The sequence below is a fragment of the Streptomyces sp. NPDC004561 genome, assembly GCF_053602155.1.
Genome location: NZ_JBSGDB010000003.1, coordinates 18723 through 34922 on the forward strand (window position 1 = coordinate 18723; position 16200 = coordinate 34922).

12 protein-coding genes and 1 pseudogene are annotated in these 16200 nt (G+C 71.2%); 8 read left to right on the forward strand and 5 right to left on the reverse strand.

Annotated features, from left to right (window positions below):
* The first annotated feature begins 271 nt into the window (after window positions 1-271).
* Complete coding sequence (locus ACWEN3_RS00815; protein ID WP_452963935.1) at window positions 272-970, forward strand: SDR family oxidoreductase; 699 nt, start codon at window positions 272-274, stop codon at window positions 968-970.
* Here ACWEN3_RS00815 and ACWEN3_RS00820 read toward each other — a convergent pair.
* Together ACWEN3_RS00820 and ACWEN3_RS00825 are read right to left on the reverse strand one after the other, a co-directional pair.
* Window positions 910-1334, reverse strand: a pseudogene (locus ACWEN3_RS00820) (alpha-hydroxy-acid oxidizing protein). The gene ACWEN3_RS00815 and the pseudogene ACWEN3_RS00820 sit on opposite strands and share 61 nt — an antisense overlap.
* 342 nt (window positions 1335-1676) lie before the next feature.
* Window positions 1677-3029: an endonuclease domain-containing protein gene (locus tag ACWEN3_RS00825; RefSeq protein WP_452963937.1), complete on the reverse strand. Its 1353-nt coding sequence runs from the start codon at window positions 3027-3029 to the stop codon at window positions 1677-1679.
* 253 nt (window positions 3030-3282) lie between these two features.
* On the opposite strand from ACWEN3_RS00825, the gene ACWEN3_RS00830 reads away from it, so the two are divergent.
* Window positions 3283-3657: an arsenate reductase/protein-tyrosine-phosphatase family protein gene (locus ACWEN3_RS00830; RefSeq protein ID WP_452963993.1), complete on the forward strand. Its 375-nt coding sequence runs from the start codon at window positions 3283-3285 to the stop codon at window positions 3655-3657.
* On the opposite strand, the gene ACWEN3_RS00835 is transcribed toward ACWEN3_RS00830, so the two are convergent.
* From ACWEN3_RS00835 to ACWEN3_RS00845, 3 genes are all read right to left on the reverse strand, one after another.
* Window positions 3611-4822 (reverse strand): UDP-N-acetylglucosamine--N-acetylmuramyl-(pentapeptide) pyrophosphoryl-undecaprenol N-acetylglucosamine transferase, encoded by a 1212-nt coding sequence (locus tag ACWEN3_RS00835; RefSeq protein ID WP_452963939.1) that lies wholly within the window; start codon window positions 4820-4822, stop codon window positions 3611-3613. The genes ACWEN3_RS00830 and ACWEN3_RS00835 overlap by 47 nt on opposite strands.
* A 139-nt stretch (window positions 4823-4961) precedes the next feature.
* On the reverse strand, window positions 4962-5402 hold the full coding sequence (locus ACWEN3_RS00840; RefSeq protein WP_452963941.1) for a hypothetical protein: 441 nt from the start codon (window positions 5400-5402) through the stop codon (window positions 4962-4964).
* Between the two features lie 990 nt (window positions 5403-6392).
* Window positions 6393-7853, reverse strand: a complete 1461-nt coding sequence (locus ACWEN3_RS00845) for a hypothetical protein (RefSeq protein ID WP_452963942.1) — start codon at window positions 7851-7853, stop codon at window positions 6393-6395.
* Window positions 7854-8586: 733 nt separating this feature from the next.
* Here ACWEN3_RS00845 and ACWEN3_RS00850 point away from each other — a divergent pair.
* From ACWEN3_RS00850 to ACWEN3_RS00875, 6 genes are read left to right on the forward strand one after another with little or no spacing between them, the layout of a single operon-like run.
* Window positions 8587-9477 carry a conjugal transfer protein gene (locus ACWEN3_RS00850; RefSeq protein ID WP_452963944.1) on the forward strand — a complete coding sequence of 297 codons (891 nt, stop codon included), beginning with the start codon at window positions 8587-8589 and terminating at the stop codon, window positions 9475-9477.
* The gene (locus tag ACWEN3_RS00855; RefSeq protein ID WP_452963946.1) at window positions 9474-9815 is read left to right on the forward strand and encodes a hypothetical protein; all 342 of its coding nucleotides are present in this window, start codon (window positions 9474-9476) and stop codon (window positions 9813-9815) included. The genes ACWEN3_RS00850 and ACWEN3_RS00855 overlap by 4 nt, the downstream gene beginning before the upstream one ends.
* Window positions 9812-10393, forward strand: a complete 582-nt coding sequence (locus ACWEN3_RS00860) for a hypothetical protein (RefSeq protein WP_452963948.1) — start codon at window positions 9812-9814, stop codon at window positions 10391-10393. The genes ACWEN3_RS00855 and ACWEN3_RS00860 overlap by 4 nt, the downstream gene beginning before the upstream one ends.
* Window positions 10390-13086, forward strand: coding sequence for an ATP-binding protein (locus ACWEN3_RS00865; RefSeq protein ID WP_452963950.1), 2697 nt, complete (start codon window positions 10390-10392; stop codon window positions 13084-13086). Before ACWEN3_RS00860 ends, ACWEN3_RS00865 begins: the two co-directional genes overlap by 4 nt.
* Entirely contained in the window at window positions 13086-13436 is a 351-nt protein-coding gene (locus tag ACWEN3_RS00870; RefSeq protein ID WP_452963952.1) for a hypothetical protein, read from the forward strand. The genes ACWEN3_RS00865 and ACWEN3_RS00870 overlap by 1 nt, the downstream gene beginning before the upstream one ends.
* A gap of 1 nt (window position 13437) precedes the next feature.
* Window positions 13438-16176, forward strand: coding sequence for a hypothetical protein (locus tag ACWEN3_RS00875; protein WP_452963954.1), 2739 nt, complete (start codon window positions 13438-13440; stop codon window positions 16174-16176).
* Window positions 16177-16200 lie beyond the last annotated feature (24 nt).

A 16200-nucleotide genomic window follows, 5' to 3' on the forward strand; every position in this document is an offset into this window, starting at 1 on the left:
GGCTCTGGCGCTGATCTTGTGACGCTGTTGGGACCTGGGCGCCGCGCAGCTCCCAACAGGGGGCCAGCAGCGCGGGTTCGGCCCCATTCGTGCGGCATCATGGCCGGTCAGCGATGGCGTACCGGCTTAGCGGGAAGATCGCTGGGTATAGTGCAGGCGTTTCGGGGAACCGGCGACCTGGAGTCGGCCGACCTCACGCGCCACCTCGTGTTCATCGACATCCGGGGCCCTGGCGGAGCCCCGATGACCACATCGCTGAGGAGGCCGTCCCATGGAACCCGTCACGCTGATCACCGGTGGCTCGACCGGAATCGGCGCCGCCACCGCCCGCGCCCTGCTCAAGCAGGGCCACCGCGTGGCCGTCACCGGACGTGACGCGGACAAGCTGGCCGCCTTCGCTGCTTCGGCCGCAGCGGGCGAGCGGCTGCTGACGATCACCGGCGACACCAGCGACGCGCACGACGTCGCCTCCGCCGTGCGCCGCGTGGTGGAGGCGTGGGGCCGACTGGACAACGTCATCGCCAATGCCGGATTCTCACTGCCCGGCAACCTGGAGAGCCACGCCCCCGAGGACATGCGCGCCATGGTCCTCACCAACGTCCTGGGCCCGGCCCTGCTGGTGCGGGAGACCCTGCCACACCTGCGGGAGTCCAAGGGCCGGATCGTGATCATCGGTTCGGTCGCCGGGGTGCGCAACACGCCTGGCAACCTGTACTCGGTCACCAAGTGGGCCGCGCACGCACTGGCCGAGAACACCCGGCTGCTGGTCGGCAAGGAGGGGGTCGGCGTCACGGTCGTCGCTCCCGGGGTGGTGGACACCCCGTTCTGGGACGAGCGCGGCGGCACCCCCGAGGCGGCGCCGGTGATGACCGCCGAGCAGGTCGCGGACACGATCGTCTTCGCCGTCGATCAGCCCGCGGGCGTGGACATCAACCACATCACCATGCGGCCGACCGGACAGGTCGGCTGACACCGCGCTCCCAACGACCGTACGACAGGGCGCCTTCGGCCCCGCCGCGTACCACACGGTGCAGGCCGAAGGCGGGTGAGCACGCCCTTAAGTACCAGGGGCAGGGAGGTCACTTCGCGCAGCCAGGCGAGATCCTCCCGGGTGATCGAGGCGTCGAACTGCTCCTTGGATTGCCGGGCGATGGCCGGCTCCCCGTCCCGGCTGCCGTGCGAGGCGGCCATCACGTCGTGCGCCACGTTGATGGCCCGGATGCCCGGGGCACCGCGAACCCGTTGGCGGCGTCCCGCGGACGGAACGCCACCCTGGGCACGTCGACGGTCAGGGCCAGCGCGCGGAAACCGGCGGCCTCGGCCCGGCGGATCAGGTAACGGCGCTTGAGTCAATACAACTGCATCCACAGCGGGCCGGTGGCCGCGGCGGCGATGTCCACTGACACCTACCGCGTCACAAGATCAGCGCCAGAGCCGAGAACGGCACAGCAGCGACGACAGTCGAACACCGCCGGCGCGGGCCCGCGCCGACTGCCCACCGCTGGTCAGGCCGCCGGTCCAAACCCCGGGGCGCGGCGGGTCCCGGAGACGACTGAAGTGTGGGCTTCTTCTGACGTTGGTGAAGGAAGCAGCAGGCTGCGTGGGCGTCCGGGCGGACTGCGAACCGGCCCCGGGCGGCTGTGGGTTGAGCTTGGTGTCGTAGCTCGCCCGTTCACTCAGAACAGCGCCAGGCCCTCACCGCTGGTGTCCGCGATGACGGGCCGGAACCGGGCGGGGAGGTCGTCCAGGCGGTCGGGTCCGGCCGCGGCGGCCACGTCGGGGGCGGTCTCGGCCAGCCAGGTGCTGAACCGCTTGGCGGCTTCGCGGTAGGGGACTTGCGCCAGGACACGGTGCTCGCCGGAAGGGCAGAAGTCGACGGCGACAGTGAGCAAGCAGGAACGGGGCGCGTTGTGACTGCCCGTCCAAGACACGCGCAGCACACCACAGGGTTTGCGCGCGCGAGAGCCGCGGGCATCGCGATGGGTCGGGCGCAGCGATCGGCACGCTACGTAGGCCGTCCAAGCGGCGAGGTGCGGCAGCGGCAGGGTGGTGCGGGCGCGGCAGCCGGGGCAGCGGTGCCAGTGGCGGAGCCAGTCGGCGGTGTGGGTGTCAAAGAGGCGTGTGTAGTGGTTGGCCACGCGGATGTCGTTGCTGTACAGGTGGTCGGGTCGTTCTTGTGTGTTACAGGAGTTGCAGACGGGGGCGCGGACGTAGCCGTGTTCGTGGCAGTGGTCGAGTACGGCGGCGGGTGCGGTACGGCAGAGGGCGCACGCCCACCCAGCCACCTTGCGGGAGGTGCCGGGTTTCCGCGTGAGTGCCGAGTACAGGTGGCCTTGCAGTTCCCCGTTGTACGGGCGCAGCAAGGCGGTTGAGGAGTCGGAGCTTGTCGTCTGCCGGCCGTCGGCGGTGTGGGCCTGCCAGCCCTGGGCGGGCGGCTCGGTGACAGCCGTGTTCCCCTGGCAGGTCCGCGCGGCTTGCAGCCACTGCGTTTCGGTGTGCTCGGCCACATCCAGTAGCCTGACCACGGCGCGCGGCAGCCACCAAGTCCGCGCCGTCCCATCGCGAGTTTGCTCCACGAGTATCCGCCGCCAGTCGATCCCCGCCAGATGGGACAGCCGGCCGCCTTCACGTCGTGCTGCCCGCTCGGGCTCGCCCAGCTCCTGCAGTTCCCGGGCGATGCGCTGGCGCCAGCGCAGCAGCGTCGTCTCGTTGCCCTCCCTCTTCGGCGCGCCACCAAACGGACCGATGCGGAGCAGGTCCTGGCAGTCCATCTCAACCGCGTTCAGTTCCGCTGCCGCCCGGCGCACCTCACTCTCCAAAACACTCCACTGGCCGCCGCTTGCCTTCACCGTCGCCACCACACGGCCGCCGAGCAAGACATACCCCACCCGAGCATCGGCAGGAGAACAGGTGAACGCCGCAGAAGCCGTCGGCACAGCGCTGTCGGTCGTCAAGCCGACCCACAGAACGTCCGCAGCACCCAACGGGATCAGGCCGCCGCTGCCCCCCGGAATGACACGCTCAGGCATACCGACAGGCTAACGGCACCACCCCGACATGCTCATAGGGGCCGCCTTTGCGTACACAACGTGCTCGTACCGGGCGGTCCAGGAAGACAAAGTGGACAAGCAGCGTGCCGGCCTCAGGACCATCGGCGGTGCGAAACAGCCGCCTGTGCACCGTCAGTCCGGGCAGTAGCTGCTCAGCCGCACCGCAGGGCAGCCGGTTCACCTCGCCCGTATCCCAAGAATCGGCAACTACTGCCGCAGCCCGTTCGCCGCCCTGGCACTCGCCAAACGGGGCGCCGGTGAGCTCGAGGTGTGCTCCGCCGGACTGATCGGGAAGTGGGAAGGCCAGCCCGCCAACGAGCAGATGGTCGCGGCCGCCAGGCGGCTCGGGCTCGATCTCACCGGCCATCGCGCGCAGCAGCTCACCCGGGAGATGCTCAACTGGGCCGACAGCGTCCTGGCCATGGATGCCTCCATGCTGGACGTCCTCCGCGAGATCGCTGACGACCACGTGCAGCCCAAGCTCGCCCTGTACCTGGGCGACCGCGACGTCCCCGACCCGATGGGCAAGGATCAGGAGGCGTTCAACGCGTGCGCCGTCCTCATCGAGGCAGGGACGGCTCTCCACGTCGGCCAGCCCCAGCAGTGACCGGCTGCCCCTGCGCGGCGGCCAGGATCTCGTCCACGAGCCTGTCCGCCGCGTCCGCTCGGCCATGCGCACGGGCCCGCTCCGCCATCGCCTGCCGCACGTGGGCATCGGCCAGGAGCGGGCCCACCGCCATCTGCAGCTGGTCCGGCGTCACCTCGCCGGTCAGCGCGACCGCCGCCCCGGCCTGCTCAAGGTGCCGGGCGTTGTGGACCTGCTCGTTCCCCGCCGACGACGCCAGCGGCACGAACACGGCCGGCTTGCCCAGTGCGGTCAGCTCCGCCAGCGTCCCCGCCCCACTTCGGGACACCACGACGTCCGCCAGGGCCAGGACGTCGGGCAGCTCGCCGCTGACGAACCCCGCCAAGTGGTAGCGGGCCGCCAGCTCGGCCGGCAGCTCCGCCGCCCGCGCCCGCAGGGCCGCCTCGTTGGTGGGACCGCACTGATGGATGAGGTTCGCCCGCTGCAGCAGCCACGGCAACGACTCGCCGACCAGCTCGTTGATCTGCTGCGAGCCCTGCGCCCCGCCCGTCACGTACACCGTCGGCAGACTCCGCTCAAAGCCCCACAGGCCCAGTGCCTGGACAGCCCGCTCCGCGTGTCCGGACAGCACCTCGGGCCGCACAGGGTTCCCAGTCACCACGGCGAGCGCCCGCGCCGACTGCGACAGCAGTTCCAGCGTCGATTCCGACGACACGCAGATCCGCGCGGCCGACGCAGCCAGTTTGCGGTTCGCCAGCCCCAGGCGCACCGTCTGCTCGTGCAGCACGAGCGGCCGGTGGCACATCCGCGCCGCCAGACCGGCCGGGACCGCCACGTAGCCGCCCGTCGCGAGGACGGCATCCGGCTGGAACTGGTCGATGGCCCGCCGCGCCTGCAGCACGCCGAGCGGCACCCGCGCCATGTCCTTGACGTTGGTCAGTGACACCAGCTTGATCGGGTTCTTGGAGCGGCGGATCTTGCCGGTCGCCACCGTGGTGAAGGCAATGCCCTCGGCCGGGGCGACGCGCGCCTCCAGCCCGTCAGCCGTCCCGATCCACAGAGTTTCGAGCGCCCGCCCCTCGGCGGCGAGCCGGGCCTGCAACGTGCGCACCGCGGTCAACGCGGGATACGTGTGTCCACCAGTCCCGCCGCCTGTGACGACGAGACGGAAAGGGGCGCTGTGCATCGGGCTGCTCCTCGGCGAAACGGCAATCAGGCGAGCCGCCACCCTAGCGGCTACGGCAGCACCGCTCGCCCGCCTTCCCGCCAATCCACGCCACGCGTCCGTACGGGTGGGCTCGCCCCGTGCCAGGGCCTTCGTGGTATCAGCCATGGTCGACGAGCGGAGGCAGCAGACCATCTCCTGGCCAGAGGGCTTGCTCGGCCACGAGCTCGGCCAGGTACATACCGACCTCCGCCAGGACCGTCTCGCGCTCGGTGGCCCCGTAGACAAGGAAGTCATCGCCCGCCGCGTCGTAGGCGCGGACGTGGCTGTGAGGCCCGGTGCACAGCAGGGCCCGCGCGATCTCGGGCAGGCCGAGGCTGAGGGCGTCGCACCGGCCGGCGTGGACGAGCTGGACCAGGTCGCCGGTGACGCCCTCCCAGTCGCCGACCTTCGGCCAGTCGGCACCACCGCTCAGTTCGTGGGTGAGGGTGGCCAGCGGAATGATCTCGCCGGATCGACGCCCGCGGGTGAGGAGGTCGTGGATGCGCGCGCCGTCGGGCTGGCGCACCTGTGGGTGCAGCAGGGAGGCAGCGGCCACCACGGTGGTGTTGATCTCCTGGGCGCCGGGGCCCGGGTAGTACGGCTCGTGCGCGAAGAGGAAGTAGACGTCCGTGGTGCGGTTGGCGCTGCATGGACGCAGTTCCCTTCAGTGGTGAGGTGCCGGGTGTGGGGCGAGGTGTGGCCGGCTGGCTGCCCGGCGGGTACGGGCCCGACGGGCCCTCGCGGCCGCCGGGCTGGTTCGCTTCGCCGGAGCGGGCCTGGGTGCGGATGCGCTCCAGGGTCTGGGTGACTTGGTCGGCGAGCTGGACCATCAGCCTTTCGCGGTCGATGAGTTGAGCCGAGACCGTGCGGGTGTCCTGGTCCTGGAGCAGGCCTGCGGCGTCCCACAGCAGGTTTTGGCCGATCTCGGCCGAACGGCGCAGCTCGTAGCGGTCGTTGTCGGCGGCGGCTTGGACGAGGTAGGTGTGCAGAGCGGCCAGGCGCTGCAGGTACTGGCAGGCAGCGGCGTCTTCGACGCGTCGAAGGTGTTCGCCGGCCCGTTCGTCGATCCGGTCGGGCAGGTGCTCGGCAAGCAGGGGTGCGAACAGCATCGCTGGCAGCACGGTGTCGGCGGGGACGCCTCGGTTCAGGGCAAACAGGGCTGCGAAGAGGCTGATGACCCCCACGGCGGCGGCGGAGAACCGCACGGACACGGGGCTGGTACGGGTCAGGGCGATGCGCAGGGCGGGGCGCCTGGTCAGCCAGCGCGCGGCCAGCCGCTGTGTCCTCGTCGCGCCCGGGGTGAGCACCCCGATCTCCTGTGGGCGTTCGGGCATGGTGCCGTCACCGGGCACGGTCCAGGCCAGCCAGCCCCATCCGGTGCGCTCGTACACGAGCGCGGGCTCGCATGTGCCGGTGCATCCGGTGTCGCGGCAGACGTGGCCGGTGCGCAGCGCACGCTCCTGTTCGGCCTCCCACCGTCGGGGATTGCGGGCGAAGGGACGCAGAGGCGGCTGGGCTGTCATCCAGGGTGGTGTGTGGGTCGTGGCCGTCATTCGGTGCTCGCTTCCAGAGGATGGGGCAGGGCGGCGGTGCAGGTGGTGCAGCGGCCGTCGCCGCCGGGGTGAGCGCGGCGAGGGGTCGGCCCGGGGCAGGTGCGGCACAGGGGCCAGTCGAGGCAGGCCGGGCAGAGGTCTTCGCCGGGGGCAGTGCCGGGCCTACCGCAGCCTGCGCACTCGACGAGGGCCCGGTAGGTGAGGGCTTCGCTCACCGTGCGGGCCGCCGGAGCCGCCGACGACCGGCGGGCCGGGAGCACGAACGGCTCCTGAAAGAAGGGCTCCTCTTGGCCGCCGGCGGTGGTGGTGGCGGGTGGCGGGTAGGCCTGGGCAGCGCGGAGCCGGGCGGCGATGATCGCGCCGACGGAGGTACGTACCGGCTTCGGCAGCGGCCGGTCGGCGATGACGTGCCGCAGCTGCTCGCGACTCCAGCCGGCTTCCAGCATCACGGTTACGACGCGGCCCTGGTCGGTCAGCGTCTGTCCGGTCAGGAGAAGCTCCGGGCGAGCCGCTCCGAGTTCGAGCAGCAGTTGGATCCCCGGGTGCATCTCATCCGCCGCCGGCACGGTCGGCGAAAGCTTCGGTGTATCCGGCCCGTCCGTCTGTCCAGGTGCTCGCATCGCTTCGCTGCGGCCGCACGGACGGAGGTGTCTGGTGTTCTGCTTGTTGGTCTTCTTTCTGTTGGTGTTCTTAGTGGGCCGATGAACCGACGTCGGGTTATCCACCGGTGGAAAACCCGACATCGGTTGCGACCTGCTGTTTTGCAGGCTGGGCAGGTCGGTGATGAAGTACGCGGCCGCGCCGAGGGTGCCATCGGGGTTGCGCTCACGTTCCCTGAGCAGGAAGCCGTGCCTCTCAAGCTCCTTGACCCCGCTCTTCACGGCAGCCTCGCCGTCGCGGCCGCGACGCGCCAGGTCGGTGACGGTCATCCGCCAGCCGTCCCGGTGCGTGCTGATCAGTCCGAACAAGCCCTTCGCCTTGAAGGACAGCCGGGTATCGCGGAACAGGCCGTTGGCGATCTGGGTGAACTGGTCCGCCGCCATCACCCCGCGCCGGATCCCCGCCCCCAAGCAGCGCCCCGCCTCGCCGGCCAAAACGGAGGCGAACGCCGTACCGGCCGCGTGCACGAAGTCGGTGTCCATGACCGCTGGTCGGTCCGTGATCGAGTAGACGATCTCGCCGAGCATCCCGTCGTCGTGCCGGAGCTGTTCGCGAATGAGGTAGCCGTGCCGCTGCAGTTCGGTCAATCCGGCGCGTACGCCGTCCCGCCCGTCGGGCCCGGCTCTCACGAGGTCGGCGACCGTCACGCGCCAGCCGGTGACGTGAGTGCTGATGTAGCCGAATAAGCCCTTCGCCTTGAAGGACAACCGGGAATCGCGGAAGAGGCCGTTGGCGATCTGCGTGAACTGGTCGGCCGCCATCACCCCGCGCCGGATCCCCGCCCCGAAGCGGCTCATCGCGATCCCTCACACGCCATGAGCGCGCCGTCGCTGAAGCCCTGGGGCGAGCGTGCAAGCGCGAGGCGGCCGCGGTCGCTGAGTGAGGAGACGTGCGCGAGATCCATGCCGCCAGCTCATCCGGCAGCCCCGACCAGGCTGGCGGCCACAGCCCCCGACCACCGGTCACGATCCGGCAACATGCGCACTCGTCTGCCGTGGTCGGGCTCATGGTCGGCCCGACCACGGCTGCCGCGCCGGCGTCCGGTGGGGATGCGCAATCGCCGCTGCGCAACGGGGCGGACTTCGCTGTGTAGGCGGCTGCGCAACGCGGCCGGGGTCCTGCGCAGTCGGCAGGTGCACTCCACTGCGCACAGCGGAAGGCGCCGGTCGATCCTTCGGTCTGCGCACCCGGCAGAGCATGCTCAACCGTTCAGCTACGGCTGCCTCCTGGAGGGACGCGCGCCTGATCCGTCGGCGGCCTCTCGTCTGTGCTGTCCATGGCTCGTTCCGGCACCGGACTCCCCACCGCGGCCGTTGGCTCAGGCACGCCCCTTGTCCAACCCGTGGTCGGGGCGACCATGAGCCCGACCACGGGTTTTGTGTCCCCACCGTGACCGTGGTCGGGCCTTCATGGTCGGTGGTCGGGTCGGGTCCTGCGGGTTTTCTCAAGGTCAGCAAGTACCCGTTCTGACCTGGGAGTTTGACCATGTCACCTGGCAAGCAGGCTTCGGATAGCGAGGCCGCTGCTGAGATGGCCGCGGGCGTCCGGCTGGAGCAGATGCGGCGGCGCGTGCGCCTGTCGCGTCTGGCCTTGTTCACCGCGATCGCGGCCGGGCCCGTCGCCCTGGGCGTCGCCGTGCTGTCCGGCCCGACCACGGTCGCGGCTGCCCCCGGGGCCAGGCCCACGGCCGTGCGCACCGCAGCCGCCGTGGCCGACCCGGCGGGCTATGCGCAGCTGTTCGTCGGCGCGTGGCTGCGCAGCCGCACCGACGACGCCACGAGGGCGCAGGCGCGGCTTGCGCAGTCCTTCGCGCCGGACGTTGATCTGCCCGCCCCTGGCGCCGGTGCGCAATCGCGGCTTCAGTCGGTCACCGCGGTGCGCAGTGCACAGCACGACGCCGGCCAGTGGGCGGTGACGGTGGCTGCGCAGTACACCGACGGACGCGTGCGCTACTTCGTCGTCCCCGTGGCCACCGACCCGGCCGGTGATTCGTTCACGGTGACCGGCGCGCCCGGCGTGGTGGCCGGACCGGCGCGGGCGGCAGTGGCGAAGTCGGCATACTCGGTGACCGTGCCGTCCGGCGGTGATCTGGCGTCCGCGGTCGGACAGTTCCTGGGCGCGTATCTGACCGGTACCGGTGAGGTGGACCGCTACCTCGCGCCCGGGGTGAAGCTGTCGCCGGTCTCTCCCACCCCGTATCAGGCGGTCACCGTCCAGCAGGTCCTCGCTGCCGAGCAGGCAGCGGCCGCCGAGTCCGTCCCGGCCGATGGCACCACGGTCCGCATCCTCGCGCAGGTTCAGGCCCAGGACGACGCCGGGCGCTGGCCGCTGGCGTACGAGCTCACCCTCAGGGCCCGCTCGGGCCGGTGGGAAGTCGCGGCTCTGGAGTCCGGGACTGCCCATGACGGGGGTGCCCGATGAACACGGTGCACAGCCTGGTGCTCGCCGGGCAGCTCAACGATCTCGGCAACTCGTGGATCAGCATGTTCAAGGACTGGGCGACCAAGGGCCTGCAGGCCGGTCTGGTCTGCCTCGTGGTCGTCATCATGATCCAGAGGTTCAGTCTCAAGGCGGGGATCGGCGCGCTTCTGCTGATGGTGATCGCGCTCGGTTTGTACAACTCGCGCAATGACCTGGCGAACATGTTCACCGACGAGGTGAAGAACCCCTCCCATGGCGCGCCCGCCGTCCCCGGCATCGTCCGCTCCGACCTTTCCGCTGCCCGTGACCATTCCGCTGGCTCGGGAGGCTGGCTGTGAGCGCGACGGCCGCGGCGCGAGTGGGCCGTTTCTACACCGCCGCGCGCCGGCACCCCTGGGTGCTGGGGAAGGTCGCCGACTGGAAGATTCCGCTCGGCCCGTACACGCCCGCGCAGATCGCGGTCGCGGTCGGCGGAGGCTACCTTCTCATCAAGACGATCCCGTGGTGGTCGTGGTTGGGCCCGGTCCCGATCGTGGCGTGGGTCCTGGCCATCTGGACGGTGCGCCGGCCGAAGATCAAGGGCCGGGCCCCGCTGCAGGCTGCGTTGGGCTGGGTGTTGCTCGCCTGGCAGCCACCCGGCGGGCGCATCGGCGGGCGCGCTGCCCGGGACCGCGCAGCCCGTGTACTGCTCGGCGGTTTCACCGTCGAGGACGACTCCGCACCATCGTCGTCTTGCGTGGCTGCGCTGGCTCGGCCCCAACCGCCCGCTGTGGACCGCAGGCCGCGCCGTGGCGGCGCATCCCGCACGTCCACGCGGCGGCGCCCGGCAGTGCGTACGTGCCAGGAGCCGGCGGGGCCGGTGTCGGGTGTGCAGCAGTTGCTCGCCCTCGCCCAGCACAGTGGGGGTGCGCGGTGAGGGTGCCGATCCGTCACATCGCCGGTCACCTGGTGTGGTCGACGCACGGCAGCGTCTGGGCCGTCTACCGGCTGCACCCCGGCCCGGACGCAGACGGCCGCCGCGAGGAGACCGTCCTGGGCACCTATGTGCCGGCCGCGGTCCGCGACGAGCAACTCGCCAAGGTCACGCATCTGGTCCGCTCCCTGTCCGGGGCACCGCGTCTGTTCGGGCTGTGCGCCCAGGTCGACCCGGGCGAGATCGCGCTGCGCATGATCGAGGGCATCGAGGCCGGCGAGACAACGGCCGGCAACGGTGTGCATCCCTGGGTGGAGAACGTCGAAGCCACCCTGGACCTGTTGAGCGAGCAGGAGATGCACCGCCGCACGCTGTGGCTGGCCGTGCCCCTGCACACAGATGGTACGGGCGGGCAGGTGGCCGCCTCGCTGGGCGCCATGTGGGCTGACGTCGCGCCGCTGCTGGGCATGCGTGCCGCGCCGGTGGTCCGGCGGGAGGTGACCGCCTACCGCGAGCAGGCCTCGCGGGTGGAGGCCGCTCTCGCCGGCGGCATCGCCTTTCGTCCGGCCCGCCCCGCGGAAATCGTGTGGATGATCCAGCACGCCCTGCACCGCGGCCTTGCCGAGCCCCTGCTCACCGAGGCCGAGACCAGCGACCTGTACGGCGGGCAGCTCCGTGACGGCATACTGCGCTCCCCCAGCTACGCCGACCTCGGCCAGGTCCGCCTGCAAGAGGGCGGCATCGACCGCGACCTCGACGACGTCGACGAACTCAAGAGCGCAGGGCGGCTCACGCGGTCGGGTCGCAAGGCCTGGTGGCGGGTGAACACCGGCTCGCCGCTGGGGCGGCGCTGGCTGCAGGTCGAGTCCGACACGGGAGTGGGCTACCAGGCGCAGTTGGCGCTGGCCGAGTGCCCGCCCGCGGTCAGCCAGGACGCCGCCGACCTGTTCGCCCAGCTGGAGAGCCTCGACTTTCCGGTCGACTACACCGTCGACCTCACGCTGGTGCCCGCGGAGAAGGCCCGTGAGCAGGTGCGGCGCAAGAAGAACGAGCTGATCGACCAGGCCGACCAGTACGACGCCCGGCCCACCGGGATGCCCGCCTCACTGACCGAGGCCGCCCGCGTCCTGGGCGAGCTGGACGCCCGCCTGTCGCGCACCTCCGTCGAGGTCGAGGTCCAGTCCGTCACGGTACTCACGGTGTGGGGGCCGACCGCCGCCGTCTGCGACGCCCGCGCCCGGGCACTGGCTGCGCTGCTCGGCGGCGCCGACTACCGGGCCGTGCGCCCGGCCGGCCTGCAGGAGGCCCTGTTCGCTCTGGGCCTGCCCGGCTCGGTGCGGCCCGGCGTGGTACGGGAGTTCACCCAGCACCAGGTCTCCGAGGACTGGGCGCTCGGCGGCGCCTTCACGGCTGCGGAGGTCGGTGACCCCAACGGGATGTTCCTCGGGATCGACCTGGACTGCGGCACCACCCGCCCCGTGATGATCAACGTGGCGGATGCACCGAAGCAGGACGCCTCCGCCTCCATGGGGATCGTCGGCGATCTCGGCGCGGGCAAGAGCGTCCTGGAGAAGCTAATCGCGGAAGCAGTGTGGGCGCGCGGCGGCTGCGCGATCTGCATCGACCGCACCCCGGTGCGCGAGTGGGCCACGTTCGCCCGCACCGCCGCCAAGGGCCGCTGCCAGATCATCGACGCCGCCCAGGCCGAGGTGTCCATCGACCCCTTAAGGATGTTCGACGGGCCCGAGGGCCGCCACTACGCCCTGTCCTACCTCACCCTGCAGCTGGGCATCGGCCCGATGAGCACCAGCGGCGAGGTCCTGCACCACGCCGTCGAGCAGGCCGCCGCCGGCGACAGCCCGTCGATGCACCGCGTGATCGAGGTCCTCGAGGAGATGGCCACCCGCGAGATGGGCAAGCGGCAGGACGCGGCCGCCACCCTCGCCGGCCTCATCCGGGTGGTGGCCACCAACCCGCTGGCGGCGATGGTGTTCGACCCGACGCTGCCGCCGGTCAGGCTGGACGCCTCCAGCGCCTCCGACATGATCGTCATCACGACCACAGGGCTGAGGCTGCCGCCCAAGGCCGCGTTCGACAAGCCCGAGGTCCTGCACCAGCAGCCGCTGGAGGCCCTCATCGGGCGCGCGGTGCTGTACCTGATCGCGGCGATCGCCCGGCAGACAGCGTTCGAGGACCCCGAGCGGTTCACCGCGGTCGTTCTGGACGAGCTGTACTGGCTGACTTCATCCGCCGAGGGCACCGCCCTGGTCCACGAGATCCTCCACGACGGTCGCAAGCACGGCGCCGGCCTGCTCGCCGGTTCCCACGACGCCGAAGAGCTCGGCCCCGACCGAGGACTGATGGCCTACCGTGCACTCGCCCGCACCGCCGAACGCGAACGCGCCCGCCGCGGACTGGAGTTCATCGGGCTGGACTCCACCAACGAAGAACTGGTGCGGCTGGTGACCACCGGCCTGTCCCCCGTCGGACACAAGGGCCGCGAAGGCGAGTTCCTGCTGACCTGCCCCCGGCAGAACACCGGCCGCATCAAGGCGGTCATCCCCCGCATCGCGCGTATCGCCACCTCCATCACCACCACACCAGGACGCCGCGCCCCTGCCGGATCGCCACCGGCTGCCGTGTCTGCCCCGCACTCCGGCCAAGCCACTACTGGCCGTCCGAAGGAACACCTTTGATGACCACTCTCTCCCCCAGCCGCCCCCAGCGCATCGCCACAGCCGCGACCGTCCTCACGGTGATCGCCATCGCCGCCGGCGTACTCGTCGGGGCCCTGACGATGGTCGTGCCGGAAGCCTGGTGGCCGCACACCGGGCAGGCCTTCGCCAACGACGCCCACGCGGCACACCACAACCCGTGTGACCTGATCGTGGGACCGGCCAAGGCGTACTGCGAGCGCGGCGCCAAGAACACCGCCGAGCACCACGGTGCCACCGCGGCAGCGTGGAGGCTCGTGCCGCCCGGCGCAGGCTTGGCCGCCCTCTTGGTCTGGCGAAGCCGGAACACCACCGGGCAAAGGCGGCCTTGAGATGATGCGCCCAGACCGCGGCACGCTTCGCGCAGCCGGCTTCGTCGTTCTGCTCACCGGCGTGTTCCTTCTGGTGAACACCCAGGTCGTGTACGCGGCGAGCAGCAGCGGTGAGACCGGTGACCTGCTCGCCCCGCTGAACATCACCTCCTCCGAGGGGGTGCCGATCGACGGCTACGACCTGAACGCTTCGGGTGGCTCCATCGTCAACTTCAAGGGACAGGCCCTGGCGTTCGCCCTGTCCGGGCTGTTCACGCTGATCCGGCTGCTGGTCGGGCTGGCTGGGTGGGCCATCGAGCTGGCCTTCCGGTTCCCGCTGCTGAAGATCCTCATCCACCCGGCGCAGAAGGTTGCCGACACCTACGACAACATCGTCGTGGACACCCTCGGGCTGAAGGGCCTGCTGCTGGCCTGGGCTTTCGTCTTCGCCGGTTTCATGATCGTGCGGGGCCGGGTCGGCCGCGGTCTGGGTGAAATCTTCCTGACGCTGCTGATCGGGGCGTTCGCCGCCTCTGCGTTCGTCCGCCCCGACTACCTGCTCACGCAGGACGGGCCGCTGGGTCAGACCCAGCAGGTGGCCGCCGAAGTAGCCCAGCAGTCCGTCAACTCCTACGACTGGGGCGGAAAGATCGCCAGCAAGGGCCCGTGCGACGGCACGGCCGGCAACGCGGAGATCAAGTGCGAACAGCGGGAGGGTGAAGGACCGGTCTCCGCGGAAGAGGTTGCCCGGCCCCTCCAGGACTCGATCACCAACGCGCTGATCGTGAAGCCGTACATGCTGCTGGAATACGGGCGCATCCTCGACCCCGCCAAGCCCGCCGACCGCAAGGCCTACGCCGTCCACCTGAAATGGGTCACCGGCGGATACATGCCGACCTCCACCCCCTCGCAGAAGGCGAAAGACGCCTGCAGCATGATCCACGGGGCGGCCAAGAAGTACTGCGAGCGTGACGTCGATAGGGCACCGAGCAGCACGAGCCACAATCTCCCGGAGCTCACCCCCGGAGGAGATCTCCTCGACTCTTCCAACGCGATCGTCAGCGACGAAGACCAGGCGTTCGCTGCGTTCCTCGCCGACATGAAGAAGGCCGGCCCGGTCGGCACGTCGTGCGCCGACTACGCCGAAAAGCCCACCTGGTGGCGGGTCGGCGGGGCCGCCCTGCTGCTGGTTGCCGCTGTGTTCATCTGCGGCATGCTCCTGTCGAGCGCGATCGTGCTGCTCGGCACCCAGGGCATCTGCGTGGCGGCTGCTGCCGGGGGCGGCGTCACCTTCATCGCCGGCATGCTCCCCGGTCCGCCCCGGCAGTCGGTGTGGAAGTGGTTGTCCCTGTGGGGGGTGGCCATGCTCGCCATGGTTGCGATCTGCGCGTTCGTGCCGTTCTTCGGGATCGCCGTGGATGCCACCATCACCAACGGGCCCGACCTGATGGTCGATCGGATCCTGCTGATCGATGTCCTCGCCATCGCCGGCGCCGCCGGGCACCGTCGCCTGCTGGCCTCCGTCTCCTCCTTCGGGCGGCGCATGGCCATGCGGATGCGCTACGCCAAGATCGGCGGCACCCACATGCCGGGCGACACCTCCGAGCTCGGCGCCGCGCTCGCCATGAACTCCCCCACCGCACTGGGCGGCTACGGGGGCGGGTTGCGTGCCTTCGCCGGTGGCGGCGGCCGTTTCGGGATGCTCGGCACCCGCCAGCGGCTGATGGGTGCGCTCACCTCGTTCTTCGACGGTGCGGGCATGCCTGTCGACACCGGCGGGCTGCTCTCGGATGCCACCGCCGAGGCCGGGCGGGGACTCGCCCCGCTCACTGCGGCGGCGGCCGTGGGCGGCCTGGGGACGCGGCTCGGCGCGAAGGGCGCTTGGTGGCTGCTGGTCGGCCGCCGCCCGGACAGGGATCAACTGGCCAAGTGGCGCAAGCCCACCGCCGGCGGGGATCCGCAGGACGGCGGTCCTTCGGGCGACGGTTCGGGCGGCCCGGGCGGCAGCAGTCCGCGCAGGCCCGGCGGTCCGCCCGACCGGTACCGCAACGACGAAGGCCAGGTCATCGACCGCAACACCGGTCAGGTGCTGCATGACCAGAACGCCGACCGCACGCTGTTGTCCACCCGCGCCCACAACCGCCTGGTCCGCTTCCGCGGCTACCGCATCCTGCATCGCGGCGGCCGAGTCGCGTACGGGGCGACGGTCGGTCTGCCGGCCAACGTCCGCCGGGCGCGGTCGGGGGGCTCGCGCTACGCCCAGGACGCCCGCCAGCAAGTGCGGGTATGGGGCAACACCGCCCGCGAGGACGGCCGGGCCTGGGCAGACACGGGGCGTCGCGTAGCTCGTGTCCTGCGGGAGAACAGCGACAGCGGAGGACCTGGTCCATTCGCCAGCCGCCGCCTGCCGACTGCCGCCCCGCCGGCGCGGTCCCCGCGCCCGGCACCGCCAGCGCGTCCCACACAGTCCGGCCGTCCCTCGGGTGGCGGTCCGGCACCTGCCTCCGCGCGGCCGGCTCCGTCGGCGGGCGGTCCCGCGGCAGCTCCGCCTCCGGCACCGCTCCCGCGCCGGGACGGCCCTACGCCGCAGCCTCGGTCCGATCTCGGCGGGCCCGTTCTCCCCGGAGGCGGGAGCGCCCACAACCGGGCGCGTGACGAAGCCCGGGCCCGGATGCAGGAGCTGATGCGGCGGACCGCGCCCGAGGCCGAACGTCTACGCCGGGAGCGGGCCCGCCGGCGCGACGAGGACAGTGACGAGTGAAGCTGCCGGGACGCCGCGTCGGGC

What these genes read in the sequence shown, in the direction of transcription:
- ACWEN3_RS00855 (WP_452963946.1), top strand. Translation starts at nt 9,474, where the DNA reads ATGAACACGGTGCACAGCCTGGTGCTCGCCGGGCAGCTCAACGATCTC.
- ACWEN3_RS00825 (WP_452963937.1), bottom strand. Translation starts at nt 3,029, where the DNA reads ATGCCTGAGCGTGTCATTCCGGGGGGCAGCGGCGGCCTGATCCCGTTG.
- ACWEN3_RS00845 (WP_452963942.1), bottom strand. Translation starts at nt 7,853, where the DNA reads ATGAGCCGCTTCGGGGCGGGGATCCGGCGCGGGGTGATGGCGGCCGAC.
- ACWEN3_RS00850 (WP_452963944.1), top strand. Translation starts at nt 8,587, where the DNA reads ATGGCCGCGGGCGTCCGGCTGGAGCAGATGCGGCGGCGCGTGCGCCTG.
- ACWEN3_RS00835 (WP_452963939.1), bottom strand. Translation starts at nt 4,822, where the DNA reads ATGCACAGCGCCCCTTTCCGTCTCGTCGTCACAGGCGGCGGGACTGGT.
- ACWEN3_RS00815 (WP_452963935.1), top strand. Translation starts at nt 272, where the DNA reads ATGGAACCCGTCACGCTGATCACCGGTGGCTCGACCGGAATCGGCGCC.
- ACWEN3_RS00870 (WP_452963952.1), top strand. Translation starts at nt 13,086, where the DNA reads ATGACCACTCTCTCCCCCAGCCGCCCCCAGCGCATCGCCACAGCCGCG.
- ACWEN3_RS00875 (WP_452963954.1), top strand. Translation starts at nt 13,438, where the DNA reads ATGATGCGCCCAGACCGCGGCACGCTTCGCGCAGCCGGCTTCGTCGTT.